The organism is Pseudomonas sp. GW823-FHT02F05, assembly GCF_058797315.1.
On the sequence record NZ_JBXAJM010000014.1, the window covers coordinates 34,632 to 52,754 of the forward strand.

Here is an 18,123-nt window from a genome sequence, read left to right on the forward strand (position 1 = left end):
TACGCCAGCCATCTCTCTTCGGAGGTTGCTGTCCGGGTCGCGACCAAGATCGCCGTTAAGGCTTCGCGGTCTCCCGAAGGTAAAGAGCACCGCTCGACTGCTGCGTCAATAACCGTAACTCTGTCTGTACGTTGGAGTCACCAGACGGTTAGCAGCTTTATTTTCAGCGCGTTGTTCGATGTTCAGCCGCACGGCGCGCGCTTGACCGCGAAACCCAAAAAGGTACGATTCGCACTTTGGCGGGACCTTCGGAGGACAATATGCGGTCGTGCAAAAACGTGCCAACCTGGCGCATAGCGCGAGCTTAACCCCGAGCGCCAAAAAGCTGCGATTTATCGTATTTTGATGGAGTCTTTGGGGGTGATCATGCGTTCATGCAAAAACGTGCCAGTTTGGTGCTCCTCGCGTCACGGAGTTTCGTGACTGCGAGCAGCCTCGCCTGCTTGCTGGTGCAGCCGCCTCACAGCACTGAACCAAGTTTGACAGACGCCAGCCATCTCTCTTCGGAGGTTGCTGTCCGGGTCGCGACCAAGATCGCCGTTAAGGCTTCGCGGTCTCCCGAAGGTTGGAGGTCCTCTGTAGCAGTTGGGTGAGAGTTCACTGGTGTCTCCCAACAAACAGGAGTTTTTATGGCTTCGTCGCTTTACCGTAGGATCTACAGCGGCGATTCGCTGTATTCGGCTTGGAGGAAGGTCAAAGAAAGCGCCTTTTCTTCATCGTCCGAAACTATCCGTAACGAAGCCAAGGATTTCGAGAGCCAGCTCCCCAAGTCGCTTTCCGACATCCAGCGCGCGCTATCCAAGAAGACCTTTAACTTCCAAAAGCAGACCGGTGTGGCAAAAACCAAAGCCAACGGTAATTCTCGCCCGATTGTGCTTTCACCTATACCGAACCGAATCGTCCAGCGGGCTCTACTCGACGCCTTGTCCCGTATTAAGTTCGTGAAAGAAACGCTGGCTACGCCTACGAGCTATGGGGGCATAAAAAACAAACGGGTCTCGATGGCGATAGCCGACGCCAAAGGTGCCATTGCCCAAGGAGCCGCCTTCCATATCAGGTCAGATATTGCCGAGTTCTTCACTAGGATTGATAAGGCCCGCGTGATGAAACTAGTGGCCCCTCACATCAAATGCCCAGACACAGTTGCTTTATTTCAAGCTGCTATAACCACAGAACTTGCAAACATTGACGTGCTTCGACGACAGGGTCTCGATGAGATTTTTCCCATTGGGGTAGAGGGTGTAGCCCAGGGGTCTCCCCTGTCGCCACTCATAGCCAATTTGTACCTCCATGATTTCGACAAAACCATCAATGATGGGGAGGTCACATGTCTTCGATACATCGATGACTTCCTGATCCTCGGCAAGGACATGGGCTGTGTGGACCGTGCTTTTAGCAAAGCACAGACTGAGCTTAAAAAGCTCTCACTCGAAGCATACCGGCCCTCAGTTGCGAGCGACAAGGCTTCAAGGGGCCCTACAGCTAAAGGATTTGATTTCCTGGGCTGCTTCGTTTCGGCAGGATTGGTCCAGCCATCTACAGGCACGAGGGAGCGATTCAAGAAACGGATCAAATCCGATTTAGACGCATCAATACGCATGATGAAATTCAGTGGTGACGCTGGCGATATATCCCCAAAGGGGACCTACTCTGGTGTGCTACAGAATCTCGACCGAGTAATTCTGGGTTGGGGAAAGGCTTTTTCCTTCTGCAGCAATGGCCAGTGGATAAAGAGCTTGGATGACTACATCACGAGTACATTGGCGCAGTATGAAATAGAGAAAGCGAATCTCTTTCAAAAAACAAATGGCACAGCTCAGCGTAGGATGTTGGGGGTAAGGCTGCTTGCAGCAGTCCACTCGGAGCACCCTGAGCCAGCGCAGGGCATTTGAAGGGCCTAATGCAGAGCCGTATACCTTTGAGCAGCATATGACTATCCCACTCCGCACGTTTTTCCCAAACCTAAATTACAAGGACCGAAAAGGGGACAGATTTATTTTTTCCTAAATAAATCTGTCCCCTTTTCCACTGTAGTATCTTGTGCCGACTAATGAAAACTGAGCGGGCCGTCCATTAGATCTTTTGCCGATGGAAACTGCATAGCTCCGTCGAAAATCGGCTAAAACTTGCAATTTTTACCCAGCGAACATATCAGCCCCTGCTTTGAGTGAGACTCAATGAAATGCGTGTGACTGAAGAACAAGTCCAGCTTGCCTATCGGAAGCTGAAAAGCCTCGTCTATTTTGACAAAACTGACCTCAGGCTACGTGCCAGGCTTGCAGCCTTTGAATGCGGCAAAGACTTCCACAAAAAACTCGCTGCCGTGCATGAGGTAGTAAGCGCGGCCCAACCATCCTCTTCCCCCAAGTTTCAAAGGTGGCTGAAAGACGTCGGGTACCGATTAGTACCAAAAAAGCTCAAGCTGAGTCCACAAGACCTACCCAATGCACAAATTCACAAAGGGCGATTTATCACTAACGTGACGACCGCCCCGACCATCGACGTTGATAAAGTTAATTTTTTCTTTGACGGGCCAATTGAACTCCATCTCATCGCGGTCCTTTGGATCATGCTCGAAGGGCGGCTTCTAGATGAGGCGCTCGATGATGATTGCTGCGGATCACGGTTGTCGAGTCACCTTAGTAACGAGGAAGACGATTCTCTAGCGCTGTTCACCAAATACCACGAGCAATATTCACGGTGGCGCGACACTGGTATTCGTAAAGCCAAGAAACTGCTAGTGGAAGAGCGGCGTAACGTCGCAATTTTGGGCCTTGATGTGCAGGAGTATTACTACAGGGTTAATATCGACTTTGACGAGGTTAGCTCTTCCATTGAAACCGCGAGGAGCAAACCATCAAAAAATAAAAATAAATCCAGCCCACTTCTTTCATGCATTAAAACTATTGGTGAATCCTATCGTGATTGCATTTCGCCTGTATTGAGCCTAACGCATCCAGACATTGCTGGCAGCGTAGTAGGACTTCCAATCGGGCTTTGTTCGTCCCTAATTCTTGCCAACTGGTATTTACAAGGTTTTGACTCTGCGATAATGAGAGAGGTACGCCCAGCCTATTATGGTCGATATGTTGATGACATTCTGCTCGTTGTCCCTCTTCCCTCTGACCCATCTGATAACAGCGAAAACCCGGTCGCTGCCTTCATTGAGACCTTGCTTGTTAATACAAGTATTCTTCGCGAGTCAGAAAAAGGCGCATATGAGATTTGCGTGCGTCCAGGCCTCCTATTGCAACAATCTAAATGTATCTTGCAATATTTTGACGCCCGCCATTCAATTGCTGGCTTAGAAAAATTTCAAAAAAAGCTTGAACATAACGGAAGCGACTTTTTACTACTTCCAGTCGACGAGACGGATAACTCCATGGAGGATGTTGCCTACGAACTACTTTATGAAGGTTCAACTAATAAGTTCCGAAGCATTAAAAGTGTATCTGAGAACCGGTATGAACTTGCTAAGCACTTGGCAAAACAGGCCATCCTTTATTTAATGACGGATGACCCACCCGACAGAAAGGTTAGCCTAGGCCTTCAGAAATTTTTTAAAGGTCGCAGCGCAATCGAGTTTTTTGATTTATGGGAACGTGTTCTCACACTGCTAGGCATTGCAAATGACAGAATCACTTTCAATGCTTTCAGCAAGCAACTGAAGACAGAAATTTCGCGAGTACGCGGCGGCGACGCAATAGTTACTAAACACCTGATAGCTGACCTCAACATGCATCTTGAGCTTTCAATAGCCATGGCCGACGCAGTCAGTGCAGAAGATGTCGGCCTTTCTGAGCTTGTTGACGAAGTCCACTCAGAGTCGCTGCGTAATGCAAACCTACTGCGGCACCATTTTGTTCGCAGACCTCTATTAAACTTTACAACCTACAAAGGTCCGCTGAGCGACAGAGCGAAAAAACTTTCAGTAAAAGTAGACCCACGTAAAACCAAGTACTCTCCTAGGTTCGTCAATTTCGACGAATGCATGCTGTTAGTTTACAGCGGTGTTCTCCCTCGCGGAACAAATACAGTTTTTGAGCAAGCATCTAAAATTTTTGAAGCCATTAATAGGCACCCTGTTGCTGGCGTGATTTGGACCGCACCTATGAGCAATGAGGAATAATCAATATGGCAAATTTTGAAGCGATCGCCATTGGGGCAGAAACCGCTGATTTACACAGCACCATCCAAGTTGCGCTAGCAAATATTCCAGTCTTCAATACGAATATTGAGTCCAGTTTCCTAGGCCATCCAAACCTTAGCCGCGAAAGGCTGAAATCACTTAATAAGCTCCTTAATGATTTATCACGCTACCGAGGTAAAGGCGACCGTCAAATTGATCTCGTGGTTTTTCCAGAAGTAAGCGTTCCGTATGCTTGGGAATCCATGTTGGTGGCATGGGCTCGCAAGCACCGGATAGGGGTCGTATGCGGGCTTGAGCACCAAGTCGATAAAAGGGGAAAAGCGTTAAATCAAGTTCTGGCAGCGCTGCCTTATCAGACGGTGTCAGGACACTGGGCTTGTATACCTATCCGCAGGTTGAAACGATTTTACTCGCCGGAAGAAGAATTCATCCTACTCAACGAAGGACTAAAAATCCCTGTCAGTAAAGAGCCATATCATCTCTTCAGATGGCGAGGCGCAAGCTTTACGATATATAACTGCTTTGAGCTAGCATCAATCGAGGACAGGTCTTTATTCAAAGGCAAAGTTGACTTCATTGTTGCGTCAGAGTTCAATCGCGACGTCAACTACTTCTCAAATGTTATTGAGTCGGCGGCTCGAGATCTACATTGCTATGTTGTACAGGTTAACGATTCAAGCTTCGGTGATTCCAGAGTGGTTAGCCCCTCAAGTTCCGAAATGATGAACCCGTTGAGGATCAAAGGAGGAGACAACCTGACTTTTCTTACAATGAGCTTGGACTTGACCGCATTGAGGACGCATCAGCGCAAAGGTTACGGTTTGCAGAAGGCCTCAAAGGGGTTCAAGCCCACGCCCCCTGGTTTTCCTATTAATGAGGTCCATGCACGCATTAACCTTGGCAAATAGATAATAGCAGCCAGATACGCAGTCTGTGACTATCAATGCCTGAGGCGGAAAGCCGGAGCAGTTTTCAGATGGTGATGAGGAAAATCACCCAATGCATCCGGTTTGAGGCCAGACACACGTGTCCGCGAATGGTTGATAAATGCCGTTTACCAGCGTCAGCCTTTGGCCGATTTCTGCCGTTCGTGCAGGCCAGCAATCGCAAACCCGATACCCAGAGTTAACCCCCCGGTATCCGGTACACAACCGAATCATATTTCTCCGCCATCCGCCTTTCGATGACCACTCCCCCCAAAGCTTCAGCAATACGCCGACTCGCACCATTCTGCGTCGCAACAGGATAGATAAAGTTCTTCGCCACCACCCACTGGCTAGCCCATTGAACAACCGCCCGCACCGCTTCACCACCAAACCCCAACCCATGTTTATCTTCACGGATCCAGATACCCAACTCCGGTGTTTCACTGCCGGTATGGTGCAGCCCGACCAAGCCGGTAAAACGAGCACCTACCCGCTCCCTGACCGTGAACACGATGTCGCTGCCATCCGCTATCGCAGGCAGCCACCGCCCCCAGACTTGCGCGTACTCTTCCAGTGAGGCAGGCGGTTCCCAGGACATGTAGCGAGTCAGAGTCGGTGAGATACAAGAGAAAGACTCAACAGCGTCCTGCTCGCAGAAGGGCTCAATGCTCAGGCGTTGCGAGAGAATGCGGATTGCGTGGGTGTCCACTGGCATGGCCATTTCGTTCCTGGGGTCCGTTACTCCATGTATGCCGTGAACAAACCATGCGGGTCGCTTCATCAGTATCAGGCTCTCTATACTGAGCCCTCAGGATGGTAGTTGGAGCACACAATATGCCCGTCGCACCCAATCAAAATTCCCCCGTCATTTTGGTCCCGGTTCAACAAAGCGACTTGGATAATCTGGTAGCCATTCGAATCGAGGCCATGCGCGAAAGTCTGGAGCGTGTTGGGCGATTTGACCCAGTGCGTGCGCGGGAGCGGTTTCTTGGCGGCTTTGAAGCTCGCGACACACGCTATATCGAGGCGTCTGGAGAGAGGGTGGGTTTCGTAGTGGTGAAACATCACCCCAATGAACTTTTGCTCGATCACTTGTATGTAAGGCCGAGCGCGCAAGGGTCAGGGGTGGGGTCTGCTGTTCTCATGCAGATTTTCAAAGAGTCGGATGCGGCTGCGCTTCCTATTAAAGTAGGGGCTCTCAAAGAAAGCGCTTCGAATCGCTTTTATACCCGCCATGGCTTCCAGTTCATCGAAAGCAGTGAGTTCGACAATTATTATGTTCGTCAGCCTATTCCGGCGATTGGCGCTCATTCCGGAACCATGGGCTGACGTGGACTAGCTCTTCAGTTCACCAGCTCGATTGCTCGCCGCGTCGTCATACGCCACATACAGCGACTCTGCAATTTGGCTTTTGATCGCCTTGGTGGCCTCCAGCCCCAGCACAAAACCCTCGGCTTTACCGCCAGCACGGTTGAGTTCTTCATGGGTGGAGGCGCCAGTAATAGCGTCAAGCAGCTTGGCGGCGTGGGGGCCGACGCCTTTGGGGAGGGAGATCTGGTCGATGGACATTATCGCTACCTTGAAAAATTGAGTTCGGGAGCGAGTGGAACCACTGCCGGGGCTGGCATGGTAGACCTGTTTGCCATGAAAGGGGTCGCTTTACGCGCAGCGGCGCTATTCTTTGCGGCTACGCAGTCAGATTGGCGCATTGGTAAATCTGGAGGGGTTTATGGAGTATTGCGTTGAGGGCTACTGCCTTCGGCCATTGTCGTGCGACGATTTCGAGAGGATCAGCCGTTACGAACGCGTCAATCGCAGGCACCTGCAACCCTGGGAGCCGCTCCGGGACGAGGAATACTTCACCACTGGCAACGCCAAGGCCAGGGTGGAGCAGCAGGTCAACAATATGCACGCTGGCAACGCTCTGTGTTTCCTCTTGCTTGAACCCGAGAGCGGAGAAGTTCTAGCGCGGTGTAACTACACGAACATTGTGAGAGGCGTTTTTCAGGCCTGTCATCTCGGCTTCTCGCTGGCGGAATCTGCCCAGGGTCGCGGCCTGATGAAAAAAACACTTCAGGTCACTAACCAACACTGTTTTGAGCAGTTGGGTCTTCACCGGATCATGGCCAATCATTTACCCCGCAATGTGCGAAGTGAACGCCTTCTGGAGTCGCTGGGGTTTGAAAAAGAAGGACATGCGCGAGCCTATCTGAAGATTGCTGGCGTTTGGGAGGACCATACGTTGAGATCGTTGATCACCCCTGAACAATAAGCGCGCCCCCTGCCACCGAGGCAGATGCACGCATGCGCGAGCTGACTGCCGCCGACCGGTCCTCGGCGACAACCGCTGGTTGCGCCAATCAAGCCTGGGTGCTGAACCCCTGGGCAGCACGCCGCTCCAACATCGCCCGCTCAGTCTCTTGCGTCGCGCGCTCACCGTTGGAAGACAATTGGTTTATGAAAAACTGGTTCCTGCCCGCTTTAATATCCGACGGGTCATGCGTTCTGAACAAGGGCGCCAGATCAATAGTGCTGGCGAAGTTTTCATTGGTCAGGCTGTAGTAGCCCAGGGTGCTTCCCGACCAGGGTGAACCTGCGTCTACCATGTCGATGGCGGCGTTGCGGTAAGCCACGGCTGTGGCTTTCAGCTCAACGGATTGATTGAGCAGAACCGTCAGCCTCTCGGTCGCCTCACGGCTGAGCTGGCCAGCCGTATCGAGCACTTTCAGCCGGCCGTCAGCCTCAACGGTAAAACCGTACCCGGTGCTGGCCAGGTCGGGCGCAGTGGCCGCCAGGTTCGCTTCGAATGTCTGGAAGGAAGCTTTCAGCGCACTTTGCGCGCCATTGAACAGGTCGACGAAACGAGGAAAGTGCGGCGATTCGGAGCGACCGACCCAGGTATCAACGGCCTCCGGGGGTTGTGCCGTGGTTGTCGCGGCTTCACTGGGATGGTAAATGGCCGCGGGGCCGGCGTTTGCCAGGGCTTGCTTGGCGGGGTCCGTCGACGCCTGGGGTACGAGCTTCTGCTCAGAAGGCGTGAGGTTGAGATTGGCCGGTGGAATATAGGCAGGGCTAACGGAAAGTGCCATTTAATCGGTCCTTGATTAGCGGGTTCATACGGGTTATCGACCATAAACGCGTCAGCTTTAGACCGTCACGGGAGCAAGCTCCCTCGCCACAGCTTTTGATCGTTCCACGCCCTGCGCAAGAACGAACACGCGCCCGAAGCATTCCTGATGCTCGAAGGCTCGCCACGGGGCATTTTGAATACCGGGCATGAAGGTGGGGAGCGTACGGCTGAAAATGCTCGGTGGATTTGAACAGGCTACGCCCATGCCGTTAGGCATCCAGATCACACCCTGAGGGATGCATGTTTTCTTGATGTTTCGACACGACCGCTGCCTGTGTCTCCTTGTATATGATCTGGTCACCGCCAGATTCATTCTGGCCGCTTATCATCTGTCGCCTCAATGCGCTTGAAAAAGAACGCAAGGCGACTCGCCAGAAGGATACGACAATGACGACTTGCGCACCCCCTGCTGGGTCACGTGAACACTACGACTCGGTAAGCCGAGCAGTGCATTGGCTGATGTTCCTGTTGTTTGCGTGGATCTATTGCTCAGCCATAACCCATTACCTGGCGTCAGACTCAGCGCTGGATAAATGGCTGTGGCCCTTTCACAAACCCGTAGGGTTGTTATTACTGGTGTTGCTGATCCTACGTGCCAGCTGGAGTCTGCTGAACCAACACCGGCGCCCACTCAGCATCAGCCGTTTCGCCGCCGCCGGGCACGGCATGCTGTATGCACTGATGTTCCTGATCCCGCTGATCGGGATGATCCGCCAGTACGGCTCCGGCCGGGCTTTTTCTGCGTTTGGCGTGCAGGTCATGGAGGGGTTCGAGGGGGAAAAAATCCAGTGGATGGTTGATCTGGGCAGCAACTTTCATAGCTTGCTGGGTTGGACAATGCTGGTGCTTATCCTCGGGCATGTCGGGGCGGTGGTCATGCACTATAGGCAGGGCGATAAGCAGGTACTGCGGCGTATGACAAGAGGGGTGCGCCAGCACTGAAGTGACGCGGCCCACAGGTAGGGCCGCGCTGTCAGGATTGCTCCCACACCACCGGCTTGATCGCCCGCCCATGCTGGCGCGCCGTGACCAGGCCGATGGTCGATGACACTTCGCTGCAATGACCAAGCCACTTGCATTGCGGTACCCTTCTCCACCGCGTTAGCGATGGAACACAAACGGGGATACCCGGATATCGTTGCCGAGGATTGCTTGAATGAGTGGCAACGCTTGCGCCCCGCGCTTCAATAACGCCCGCTCTGATCAGCCTATCGCCTGATGCCCCAACCCACTCCCAGGATTCACGGATTTCCTTTATGCCGCCTGCCTCACGCGACCACGCCCGTATCGAACGCCGTCTCATCGCGGCCCTGACCGACGCCTGCGAGATTGCAAAGACCGAAATGCCAGGCTTTGAATGGTTGACCCACACCGTCGACTACCGCGCCTTTCCCCAAAGCCTGCGGGTGATCTGGGTGTTCGACAGCGTTGCGAGCAAGGCTCGCGCCCTTGCGACCGGCGCGGACGCCCGTATGCGCGAGCTGACTACCGCCGCGCTGGATGACGCTGACGTGCACGTCCCGAACATCGCCCGCTGCGTCAGTTTCGACTCCGAAGAGGAATGCCACCTTCGGCATGGCGGCGATTGGCGTCGGCGGCTGGCTACTCTCCGGGCGAACTGAATCGCGCCACGGCTCACTGAGCAACGGGAGACCTCGCTACCCCACCTTGCACGTCAACCAAGCCCCCCAGAAAAGGCTGCTGAAGAAACGCGTCGCGTCGCCGAAGCCAGCGTCATGCAACAGCTTCTGAACCGCGGCCTCGGAATGGGGCGGGTCAGCGCCTTGAAGGATTTTGCCGAGCTTGGCCTTCACTTCGTCCGGGGTGGCGCCATGCTGACGCCAGCGTTGGCCCCATGCCGCCAGCAGCAACGGCTGGCTGGCATACGCGTAATAATTGCCCGCGACGATCAGCGGTGCCCCCGGTTTCAGGTGCGCCCGAATCGACCGCAGCATCCGGTCCTTGGCGTCATCCCCCTCCAGATGGTGGAGCACACCGATCAAGGTGGCGGCGTCGTATGACGCGTCTGCTGCCAGGTCTTCAAGCGTCCCGAGATGCAGGGTTGTTCTATCAAGCAGGTGGTTGGCTTCCAACTGCTGCCTTGCCGCGTCCAGCATCGGCTGCGAGGGATCAACCGCCATGAAGCGCCAGCCCGGTTCAAGGTTGGCCATGGCGATGATCTCCTGCGCCGTACCGCCGGCGCCGACCACCAGTATCTTGGCCGAAGGGGCATCGCCAAGGCTCGCCGCGAGCATGCAGGCTGCCAGATCCTGGCACGCGTCATAGCCCGCCAACGCGATACGGCTTTGTCGCGCGTACTCGTTGGCTCTTGAGGTATCGAATTTGTCAGCAGGGTTGGATGAGGATGAGTTCAAGGCGGTTCTCCGTGGCCTTGAAGGAAATTACGTTAACCGTGGCAGTAAGAAAAATGCATTAATTTTATGTGCTGCATTCCCGTGGGGAATGCGGGGGTGTAGGAGTGGAAGCGTTGCAGGATCGTACAAGCCTATGACCTGTCGGCCCGGATAGTCTGGCCTTCTCACCGACAGGAAGGCTCAGCATGACTCACCTACAGCAACCCGCCCAACCGATAAACCTCGCGCAAAAAGCCTCGCTCATCGACCAACAATGGAGCCCAAGAGTGGTTGCCGAAATGAACGACTACCAGTTCAAGGTGGTGCGTATCGAGGGTGAATTCATTTGGCATTCGCACCCCGAAACCGATGAAGCGTTCCTGGTGTTTGAAGGCACGCTGCGTATCGACCTGCCGGAGGGCCCGGTGTATGTGAAGCCGGGTGAGTTGTATGTGGTGCCGCGTGGCATTGAGCACAGGACGGCGGCCGAAGGTGAAGCCAGGCTGATGATGATCGAGCCTAGGGGCATTCTGAATACCGGGCATGAAGGCGGTGAGCGTACCGCGTTGAATGACCAGTGGATTTGAGCGCCGAGGCTTATTGCCTTCTGTAGGAGCGAGCTTGCTCGCGAAAAACGCCAACGATAACGCGTGCTTCCTGAATGAGCGCGGCGCCTGTGAGTTTTTCGCGAGCGAGCTCGCTCCTACTGGCATTCGGGAAAACCCCAAGCCCTATCGCCTTTGAATCTGCACCGTAGCAAACGTCGGCTCGTCGCGCGCCTGCTCCAGTGTATTCCTGGGCTGTTGCGGGGCCCGGGATTGCCCCTCTGGCCTTAACGCAGGCGGCGGATGCAGGCGCATGTCCGAGCGCTCATCGCTGGGCGCAACGCCGAAGAAATCCCGGTAGCACTTGGAAAAATGCGGCGTGGACACAAAGCCGCAAATCACCGCCAGCTCGACAATCGAAATGGGCGTCTGCATCAGCAACTGGCGCGCACGGGTCAGGCGCAGCTTGAGGTAATAGCGCGATGGCGTGCAGTACAGGTGCTTCTGGAACATGCGCTCCAACTGGCGGCGGGACACGTGCACGTAGGCGGCCAGTTCGTCGAGGTCGATGGGTTCTTCCAGGTTGGATTCCATCAGGGCGACCACTTCTTGCAGCTTGGGCTGTTGCGTGCCGAGCAGGTGTTTGAGCGGCACGCGTTGGTGGTCGCGCTCGTTGCGAATGCGCTCGTACACGAACATCTGGGAAATCGCCGCCGACAGCGTGTGCCCGTGATCGCGGCCGATCAGGTGCAGCATCATGTCCAGCGGCGCAGTGCCGCCAGAGCTGGTAAAGCGGTTGCCATCGAGCGTGAATACGCTGGAGCTGACTTTGACGCGGGTAAACGCCTCCTGCATCGACGCCATCAGCTCCCAATGCACGCTGCACTGGAAGCCATCGAGCAACCCCGCCTGGGCCAGTGCCCAACTGCCGGTGCACACCGCGCCGAGACGTTTGCAGTACAGGCGCGCCTGGCTGCGCAACCAGGCGATGAGCGCAGGGCTGATAGCCTGTTGAATGCCCACGCCGCCGCACACGATCACCGCATCGAAGCCGCGCTGGTCCTGCGCGCAAGCATCCGGGGTCACCGACACGCCATCGCTGGCCCACACCGGCTGGCCGTCCAGGCTCAGGGTTTGCCAACGGTAGAGTTCTTCGCCCGCCAATTGGTTGGCCATGCGCAGCGGCTCGACCGCACACGACAGCGATATCAGCGTGAATTGGTCCAGCAGCAAAAAGCCGATGGTCTGGCAAACAGATGCCTCGGTTTCCATCACCGCTACCCCATAGGCGTGATCAGGAATGTTCCAGCGCCACCGGCTTGGGTGCCCGGTTGTGCTGGCGCGACGTGACCAGGCCGATGAAGGAAATCACCAACGCCAGGCCAATGGTCGAGGACACTTCGGTGCGGTGTTCCGGCGTCACCATCATCACCCCCAGGGCCAGGCAGATGAATACGATCACCAGGTAAGTCAGCCAGGGAAACAGCCACATGCGAAAGGTCAGTTCGACGTTCTGCCGAAGCAGCAAGCGACGCATACGCAGTTGCGAGATAGCGATGACCAGGTACACCAACAACGCGATGGCCCCGGAGCTGGCGAGCAGGAACTGGAACAGACCGGCCGGCATGAAGTAGCTCAGCAACGTAACGCCCGCACCGATGATGGTGCTGGCGATCACCGCCGCCCTGGGCACGCCCGCCTTCGAGGTGATTTTAAGCGCCGGCGGCGCATCGCCGCGTTTGCCCAGGGAAAACAGCATGCGCGAAGAAATGTAGATCGAGGAGTTCATGCAACTGGCTACCGCGATCAACACCACCACATCGACCATGAATTTGGCGTTGGGGATGTTCATAATTTCCAGTGCGCGCTGATAGGAACCCACGGAGGCCAACAGCGGATCGTTCCAGGGCACCACGGAAATCACGACGGAGATCGACAACAGGTAGAACACGCCAATGCGCCAGATCACCGAGCGCGTGGCCTTGGCGATGTTCTGCGCCGGGTTGCTCGATTCTGCTGCAGCGATGGTCACCGCCTCAGTGCCGATGAAGCTGAACATGATGGTGATAAACGCGCCCACCACCGCCGACAGGCCGTTGGGAGCAAACCCGCCGTGTTCCTCCATCAAGCGGCTCAAGCCGCTGGCTTCGCGATCCGGGATCCAGCCCATGAGCACGCTGAAGCCCAGGCCGATAAAGCCGACGATGGCAATCACCTTGGCCATGGCGAACCAGAATTCGAATTCGCCGTATTTGGCCACGCTGAACAGATTGGTGATCACCAGCAAAACGATTGAGATCAACGCAAACAGCCACGCATCAACCTGAGGGAACCACTGGTTGAGCACGTGCCCGGCGGCCAAGGCTTCGATGGGAATGACCAGCACCCAGAACCACCAATACAACCAGCCGATGGTGAACCCCGCCCAAGGGCCGATGGCCTGGTCGGCGTAGGTGGAAAACGAGCCGGTGTCGGGGCGCGCCACCGCCATTTCCCCCAGCATGCGCATGACCAGCACCACCAACAGGCCGGAAAACAGATAAGCCAGCAACACCGCTGGCCCGGCGGCGGCGATCGCGTGTCCGGAGCCGACAAACAACCCCGCGCCGATGATGCCGGCGATGGACAACATGGTCACATGGCGCGGCTTGAAGCCCTGCGCAAGCTGACCGTTGGAATCGTTGCAGTTGAGGCTAGTCATTGTTTTTGTTGTTCTCGGGCGGCCAATGACCTTCACCTTAAGTGCCCGAGGCCAGGCACAAGTAGCCTGGTTACGCCACCATCGTGCCTGATATCGACATGGGGAATAGTGGCATCCTGAAGTAACGGGCGGCGCGCCCTACTCTTGCGCGCTACGTATCAACGACCCGAACAGCTCGCCACGCGGCATCTTGCTCAGCTCGATATCGGCATTTTCAAACCATTCCCGCCCGGCTTCCGGATGCGGCCCGCTCAGCACCACCACGCCACGTTCGTAGGTATAGCGCGCCGCCGCCACGTCACCATTGTGGTAGGTGGCGATGACCTTGTAGGGCGCAGCGGCGCTGGCTTTGGGAAAATACGGGCCGTCCTGATAGAACACAGAGTCAGGCTGCCCGTCCCACGTCACCTGCACGGCGGCGTCGTCAATGCCGGCCACTTCAAAACCGGGGCGGCCCGCTTCGGTGTCGAGGGCCTGGGGGATCAGGCCGAGGTTGTTGTCGTCGGCCAGGTAGGCGCCCATGCACAGGCCCAGGTAGCGGCCGCCTTTGGCGACGTAATCGCGGATGGCTTCGGCACGCTCATCGCCCAGGCTGTCGAGGGCGGCCGGGATGTCCTGGCCACCGCCGGGTTGCACGTAGAGATCGTAGCGCGCCAGGGTTTGCGGGGTGATGTCGATGGGTTCGTCGGCACCGACGAAGTCGATCTGGTAATTGGGGTCCAGGCGCTGCAGGGCGGTTTTCACGTTTTCCGAGCAATCAGGGCAACCTGCCGGGCCACGGTAGATGGCGACATGGGTGATGGGGCCTGCGCCGTGTACGGGTAAAGGATGCAGCGTAGCAACGGCGAGAAACGTGGCAGCGAGGGCAGGCAGTTTCATGGGCTCGGCTCAACGGTCAGTTGAATGGGTTTGATCCAGACGTGGCAGCGCCAAGCCTATAACGGCGAGCCTTTTGAATTCGTGAAGAGTTGTAAATCCAGGTCGGCCATTTATCCACTTCCCAGCATCTGCCACAACGACGCGCCCACGCCAGTAATGCTCTCACCGGCGATCAGCCCCGCCGCTGCTGTGATCGCAAAGCGCTGCGTCACACTTGGCCAGCGACAGCTCACGGCCCAGGTCATGATCGCGCCAAGGGCCATCATCAGCGACACCGACGCAGGCAAGACAAACGCCAGTCCCAAGGCTGCCGCACTGGGCAAGTAGCGGGCGCGATGGGTGGGTAATGTGCTGTCGAGTATGCCCAGCAGTACGCCGCACAGGCTTGCAATAGCAATGGCCCAGCGGATGCTGGGGGACAGTGAATCCAAACCGTGGGTCAGGGTTTGAGCCACGGCTTTCCAGGTGGCGACGGCCGGGGCTGGCCACTGTTCGGTGAGCAGCATGGTTTGAGGGTCGGGGATCAACGCCAGGTACGCGAATACGCCGACGACGCTGCCGACAAAAATCCCGAGAATCTGGGCGATAACCTGTTTGTGCGGCGTCGCGCCAATCGCTTTGCCCACCTTGAAGTCATTCATCAGGTCTGTGCACTGCCCCGCCGAACCGCCGGCGGTGTTGGCGCTCATCAGGTTGATCGGCACCTGGCCCGGCGCAACGATGCCAAAACTCAGTTGAGACAGTTGCCCGATGGCGCCAATCGGCGGAATACCGGTCGCCCCCACCACCCGCGCCGCCACGGCGGCCAGGCAGATCGCCAGGGGAATGGTCAGCAGCGCCATCCCAAGGTTGATACCGAACAACAGCGCTTGCAGGCTCACCACCAACGCAATCGCCAAGGCAAACCCCACGGCAGGCCCAGGCTTGGGAACCGCCCAAGGCGTGCCGCCAGCCGCTCGGGTTGAGCGATGCAACGCCCACAGGCGAATCGCCAGGGACGCCAGGGTGGAACACACCATCAGGCTCACCCCAGGCCACAGCAGCCATTCCACCAGCGCGGCAAACTGTGGGCCGCTGCTGTCGGCGGGCAGGCTCACCAGGCCGTTGGCCAACAGCCACGGCCCCAGCCCGCCCCATGCCAGCAAGGCGCCGAGCAGCAGGGTCAGGCCCACGCGGATGCCGATGATGCCGCCGAACCCCAGCAACAGGAGAGAGGGGTCGGCGGTGAAGGTCAGGCGCTCCAACTGGGCGTTCGGCGACCAGCGCGGGAAGGCCCACATAAAGGTATCCACCCACTTGACCAACCCGGACAACAACGCTGCGCCGAGCAGCACTTTCAAGCGCGTGGCGGCTTCGCGACCATGGTTGTAGATGTGCAGCAGGGTCTCCAGGGTGGCCATGCCTTCAGGAAACTTCAGTGCCTTGTCATTGAGCAATGAAGGCCGCAGGTACCACGCGATCCAGATCCCCAGGAAACTCACCGAGAACACCCAGGCGATCATCGGCAGCGCCGCCAGTTGGTTGCCGGTGAGCAAGGTATAAGCCGGGATGGGCGCGACCAGCCCGCCGGAAATGATCGACGCCGCGGCAGAGGCCACGGTCTGGTTGATATTGCTCTCGTGCAGGGTCCACGGCAGGTGTTCAGCGGAACGCCGGGCCAGGCCTTGCCAGAGGCCATAACCGATCAGCAAGGCGATGATCGACATATTGAACGACCAGCCGATCTTCAAGCCTGCGTAGACATTGGAAGGGGTCAGCAGGATGCCCAGCACGATCCCGGTGATAACTGCCCGCAGGCTCAGTTCGCGCTCTACGGGCGCGATTGACGAGGTGGAGTGCATGCAGATTCCTTTCGAGAAAAGCCAGTGCCACCTTTTAAGTGAGCGCTGGGAGACTCGAAGGTTCACCTGCCGAAACGGGTTCTGTAGGAGCGAGCTTGCTCGCGAAAAACCCAAAGGCGCCGCGTTTATCCAGGAAACACGCGTTATTGTTTACGTTTTTCGCGAGCAAGCTCGCTCCTACAGGAGGCGGTGTCGGTGGGCCCGCTATTTGGCGAACGCGTATTCTCCGCCCCGCTCCACCGCCTTGCGGTATGCCGGGCGCGCCTGGAGCTTTTGCAGCCACGCGGCCAAGTTCGGGTAGGCCTGCAATTTGCCCTGGGCCTGGGCGACTTCGCCGATAAAGCTCATCTGGATATCCGCGCCGCTGAGTGCGTCGCCCACCAGGTACGGCGTGTGGCCCAGCACGTCATTCAGGTACCCCAGGTAGTTGGCCAGCTCCGACTCAATCCGCGGATGCAGCGGTGCGCCTGCTTCACCCAGTCGTCCCACATAAAGGTTGAGCATCAACGGCAACATCGCCGAGCCTTCAGCAAAATGCAGCCATTGCACATAGCTGTCGTAGGCATCGGTGGCCGGGTCGGGTTGCAGTTGGCCGTTACCGTGGCGGCGGATGAGGTAGTCGATGATCGCGGCGGACTCGATCAGCACACGCGAGCCGTCTTCGATCACCGGGGATTTGCCCAGCGGGTGGATAGCCTTGAGTTCAGGCGGCGCCAGGTTGGTCTTGGCGTCGCGCTGGTAGCGCTTGATGTCGTAGGGCAGGCCCAGTTCTTCAAGCGCCCACAGGATACGTTGCGAGCGGGAGTTGTTGAGGTGGTGAACAGTGATCATCGAGGCAACACCTTGGGGGGATTTAAGAGAAGACTACAGCGTAGCGGTGAAGTGCCGCGAATGTGGTTCAGGCGAGCAATTGCTCGATCCACTTCACCTGCTGCACGATCTCCTGCACTTTCTGCTCGGGCACCGCCTGCTGCGCCTGTTCGAGGCTGGCCAATGTCTTGCGCTTCTGGCGCAACATCCGTTGCCACTTCGCCACAAATGCCGGGCCGCGTGCCTGCATTTGCAGCGGGCCGAAGTACAGTTGCTCTTCGGTGTAGGCCACCGCTCCAGCACGTTCGGCAACGATGATTTCGTAGTAGAAGCGGTTTTCCAGCAACAGCTCCTCGTGCAGGATCCGATAGCCGTTGTCCATCAACCATTGACGCAGCCGCTGCTCACCGCCGTTGGGTTGCAGGATCAGGCGTTCCCGCCCGTTCAACCGCGCCTTGCCGCTGTCGAGAATGTCGCGGATCGTCTCGCCACCCATGCCGCACAGGCTGACAGCGGTAATGTCATCGCCCGCTTCAATCGCCGCCAAACCATCGGCCAGACGCACGGTGATGTGCTGCGTCAGGCCATTGTCGGCCACGGTACGGTTGGCCGCCTGAAACGGCGTAGCGGCCACTTCCCCCGCCACGGCCGCCGCAATAGCGCCACGGCGCATCAACGCCACCGGCAGGTAGGCGTGGTCCGAGCCGATATCGGCCAGGCGGGCACCCGCCGGTATGTGCGCGGCCACGCGCTCCAGGCGCTGGGACAAGGTGTGTTCGTTCAACGG

At 56.9% G+C, this 18,123-nt stretch carries 18 protein-coding genes; 8 read left to right on the forward strand and 10 right to left on the reverse strand.

Features of this window, described 5'->3' with window-relative positions; genetic code table 11:
• Positions 1-629 precede the first annotated feature (629 nt).
• The 3 genes from AC1RAC_RS17530 to AC1RAC_RS17540 all read left to right on the forward strand — a co-directional run bounded on the left by AC1RAC_RS17530 (position 630) and on the right by AC1RAC_RS17540 (position 5,058).
• Complete coding sequence (locus AC1RAC_RS17530) at positions 630-1,892, forward strand: reverse transcriptase domain-containing protein (RefSeq protein WP_057977569.1); 1,263 nt, start codon at positions 630-632, stop codon at positions 1,890-1,892.
• Positions 1,893-2,188: 296 nt separating this feature from the next.
• Positions 2,189-4,129, forward strand: a complete 1,941-nt coding sequence (locus AC1RAC_RS17535; RefSeq protein WP_492616848.1) for an RNA-directed DNA polymerase — start codon at positions 2,189-2,191, stop codon at positions 4,127-4,129.
• A gap of 5 nt (positions 4,130-4,134) precedes the next feature.
• Positions 4,135-5,058, forward strand: coding sequence for a carbon-nitrogen hydrolase family protein (locus tag AC1RAC_RS17540; protein WP_057977565.1), 924 nt, complete (start codon positions 4,135-4,137; stop codon positions 5,056-5,058).
• Positions 5,059-5,275: 217 nt separating this feature from the next.
• Here the strand turns inward: AC1RAC_RS17540 and AC1RAC_RS17545 are convergent, their stop codons facing one another.
• Positions 5,276-5,791 (reverse strand): GNAT family N-acetyltransferase, encoded by a 516-nt coding sequence (locus AC1RAC_RS17545; protein WP_492616849.1) that lies wholly within the window; start codon positions 5,789-5,791, stop codon positions 5,276-5,278.
• Between the two features lie 119 nt (positions 5,792-5,910).
• On the opposite strand from AC1RAC_RS17545, the gene AC1RAC_RS17550 reads away from it, so the two are divergent.
• Positions 5,911-6,405, forward strand: coding sequence for a GNAT family N-acetyltransferase (locus tag AC1RAC_RS17550; RefSeq protein ID WP_072447953.1), 495 nt, complete (start codon positions 5,911-5,913; stop codon positions 6,403-6,405).
• Between the two features lie 6 nt (positions 6,406-6,411).
• Here the strand turns inward: AC1RAC_RS17550 and AC1RAC_RS17555 are convergent, their stop codons facing one another.
• The gene (locus AC1RAC_RS17555; protein WP_072447955.1) at positions 6,412-6,645 is read right to left on the reverse strand and encodes a hypothetical protein; all 234 of its coding nucleotides are present in this window, start codon (positions 6,643-6,645) and stop codon (positions 6,412-6,414) included.
• A gap of 160 nt (positions 6,646-6,805) precedes the next feature.
• On the opposite strand from AC1RAC_RS17555, the gene AC1RAC_RS17560 reads away from it, so the two are divergent.
• Entirely contained in the window at positions 6,806-7,348 is a 543-nt protein-coding gene (locus AC1RAC_RS17560) for a GNAT family N-acetyltransferase (protein WP_492616850.1), read from the forward strand.
• An 88-nt stretch (positions 7,349-7,436) separates the two neighbouring features.
• Here AC1RAC_RS17560 and AC1RAC_RS17565 read toward each other — a convergent pair whose 3' ends face one another.
• Positions 7,437-8,165 (reverse strand): hypothetical protein, encoded by a 729-nt coding sequence (locus tag AC1RAC_RS17565; protein ID WP_492616851.1) that lies wholly within the window; start codon positions 8,163-8,165, stop codon positions 7,437-7,439.
• A 428-nt stretch (positions 8,166-8,593) separates the two neighbouring features.
• Here AC1RAC_RS17565 and AC1RAC_RS17570 point away from each other — a divergent pair, with 428 nt between their 5' ends.
• A complete protein-coding gene (locus AC1RAC_RS17570; RefSeq protein ID WP_057977552.1) occupies positions 8,594-9,148 on the forward strand; it encodes a cytochrome b in 555 nt (184 codons plus the stop codon).
• A 314-nt stretch (positions 9,149-9,462) separates the two neighbouring features.
• Positions 9,463-9,828 (forward strand): hypothetical protein, encoded by a 366-nt coding sequence (locus AC1RAC_RS17575; protein WP_096143266.1) that lies wholly within the window; start codon positions 9,463-9,465, stop codon positions 9,826-9,828.
• A gap of 36 nt (positions 9,829-9,864) precedes the next feature.
• Here the strand turns inward: AC1RAC_RS17575 and AC1RAC_RS17580 are convergent, their stop codons facing one another.
• Entirely contained in the window at positions 9,865-10,581 is a 717-nt protein-coding gene (locus AC1RAC_RS17580) for a class I SAM-dependent methyltransferase (protein WP_313042178.1), read from the reverse strand.
• Positions 10,582-10,766: 185 nt separating this feature from the next.
• Between AC1RAC_RS17580 and AC1RAC_RS17585 the strand changes: the two genes are divergently transcribed.
• Positions 10,767-11,147 carry a cupin domain-containing protein gene (locus tag AC1RAC_RS17585; protein ID WP_313042175.1) on the forward strand — a complete coding sequence of 127 codons (381 nt, stop codon included), beginning with the start codon at positions 10,767-10,769 and terminating at the stop codon, positions 11,145-11,147.
• Positions 11,148-11,291: 144 nt separating this feature from the next.
• On the opposite strand, the gene gbdR is transcribed toward AC1RAC_RS17585, so the two are convergent.
• The 6 genes from gbdR to AC1RAC_RS17615 all read right to left on the reverse strand — a co-directional run bounded on the left by gbdR (position 11,292) and on the right by AC1RAC_RS17615 (position 18,120).
• Positions 11,292-12,377, reverse strand: coding sequence for a choline metabolism transcriptional regulator GbdR (gene gbdR, locus AC1RAC_RS17590; protein ID WP_057977549.1), 1,086 nt, complete (start codon positions 12,375-12,377; stop codon positions 11,292-11,294).
• A 22-nt stretch (positions 12,378-12,399) separates the two neighbouring features.
• Positions 12,400-13,806 carry an amino acid permease gene (locus AC1RAC_RS17595; RefSeq protein WP_034126190.1) on the reverse strand — a complete coding sequence of 469 codons (1,407 nt, stop codon included), beginning with the start codon at positions 13,804-13,806 and terminating at the stop codon, positions 12,400-12,402.
• 138 nt (positions 13,807-13,944) lie between these two features.
• Complete coding sequence (locus tag AC1RAC_RS17600) at positions 13,945-14,685, reverse strand: BPL-N domain-containing protein (RefSeq protein ID WP_200584307.1); 741 nt, start codon at positions 14,683-14,685, stop codon at positions 13,945-13,947.
• A gap of 110 nt (positions 14,686-14,795) precedes the next feature.
• Entirely contained in the window at positions 14,796-16,526 is a 1,731-nt protein-coding gene (locus AC1RAC_RS17605) for an OPT family oligopeptide transporter (protein WP_492616852.1), read from the reverse strand.
• 204 nt (positions 16,527-16,730) lie between these two features.
• On the reverse strand, positions 16,731-17,357 hold the full coding sequence (locus AC1RAC_RS17610; RefSeq protein ID WP_034126187.1) for a glutathione S-transferase family protein: 627 nt from the start codon (positions 17,355-17,357) through the stop codon (positions 16,731-16,733).
• Positions 17,358-17,424: 67 nt separating this feature from the next.
• A complete protein-coding gene (locus AC1RAC_RS17615) occupies positions 17,425-18,120 on the reverse strand; it encodes a tRNA (adenine(22)-N(1))-methyltransferase TrmK (protein ID WP_259284554.1) in 696 nt (231 codons plus the stop codon).
• Positions 18,121-18,123 lie beyond the last annotated feature (3 nt).

Excerpts from the sequence above, each read along its gene's own strand:
- AC1RAC_RS17530 (WP_057977569.1), top strand. The coding sequence starts at position 630 with ATGGCTTCGTCGCTTTACCGTAGGATCTACAGCGGCGATTCGCTGTAT.
- AC1RAC_RS17540 (WP_057977565.1), top strand. The coding sequence starts at position 4,135 with ATGGCAAATTTTGAAGCGATCGCCATTGGGGCAGAAACCGCTGATTTA.
- AC1RAC_RS17545 (WP_492616849.1), bottom strand. The coding sequence starts at position 5,791 with ATGCCAGTGGACACCCACGCAATCCGCATTCTCTCGCAACGCCTGAGC.
- AC1RAC_RS17550 (WP_072447953.1), top strand. The coding sequence starts at position 5,911 with ATGCCCGTCGCACCCAATCAAAATTCCCCCGTCATTTTGGTCCCGGTT.
- AC1RAC_RS17555 (WP_072447955.1), bottom strand. The coding sequence starts at position 6,645 with ATGTCCATCGACCAGATCTCCCTCCCCAAAGGCGTCGGCCCCCACGCC.
- AC1RAC_RS17560 (WP_492616850.1), top strand. The coding sequence starts at position 6,806 with ATGGAGTATTGCGTTGAGGGCTACTGCCTTCGGCCATTGTCGTGCGAC.
- AC1RAC_RS17565 (WP_492616851.1), bottom strand. The coding sequence starts at position 8,165 with ATGGCACTTTCCGTTAGCCCTGCCTATATTCCACCGGCCAATCTCAAC.
- AC1RAC_RS17570 (WP_057977552.1), top strand. The coding sequence starts at position 8,594 with ATGACGACTTGCGCACCCCCTGCTGGGTCACGTGAACACTACGACTCG.
- AC1RAC_RS17575 (WP_096143266.1), top strand. The coding sequence starts at position 9,463 with ATGCCGCCTGCCTCACGCGACCACGCCCGTATCGAACGCCGTCTCATC.
- AC1RAC_RS17585 (WP_313042175.1), top strand. The coding sequence starts at position 10,767 with ATGACTCACCTACAGCAACCCGCCCAACCGATAAACCTCGCGCAAAAA.
- gbdR (WP_057977549.1), bottom strand. The coding sequence starts at position 12,377 with ATGGAAACCGAGGCATCTGTTTGCCAGACCATCGGCTTTTTGCTGCTG.
- AC1RAC_RS17595 (WP_034126190.1), bottom strand. The coding sequence starts at position 13,806 with ATGACTAGCCTCAACTGCAACGATTCCAACGGTCAGCTTGCGCAGGGC.
- AC1RAC_RS17600 (WP_200584307.1), bottom strand. The coding sequence starts at position 14,685 with ATGAAACTGCCTGCCCTCGCTGCCACGTTTCTCGCCGTTGCTACGCTG.
- AC1RAC_RS17605 (WP_492616852.1), bottom strand. The coding sequence starts at position 16,526 with ATGCACTCCACCTCGTCAATCGCGCCCGTAGAGCGCGAACTGAGCCTG.
- AC1RAC_RS17610 (WP_034126187.1), bottom strand. The coding sequence starts at position 17,357 with ATGATCACTGTTCACCACCTCAACAACTCCCGCTCGCAACGTATCCTG.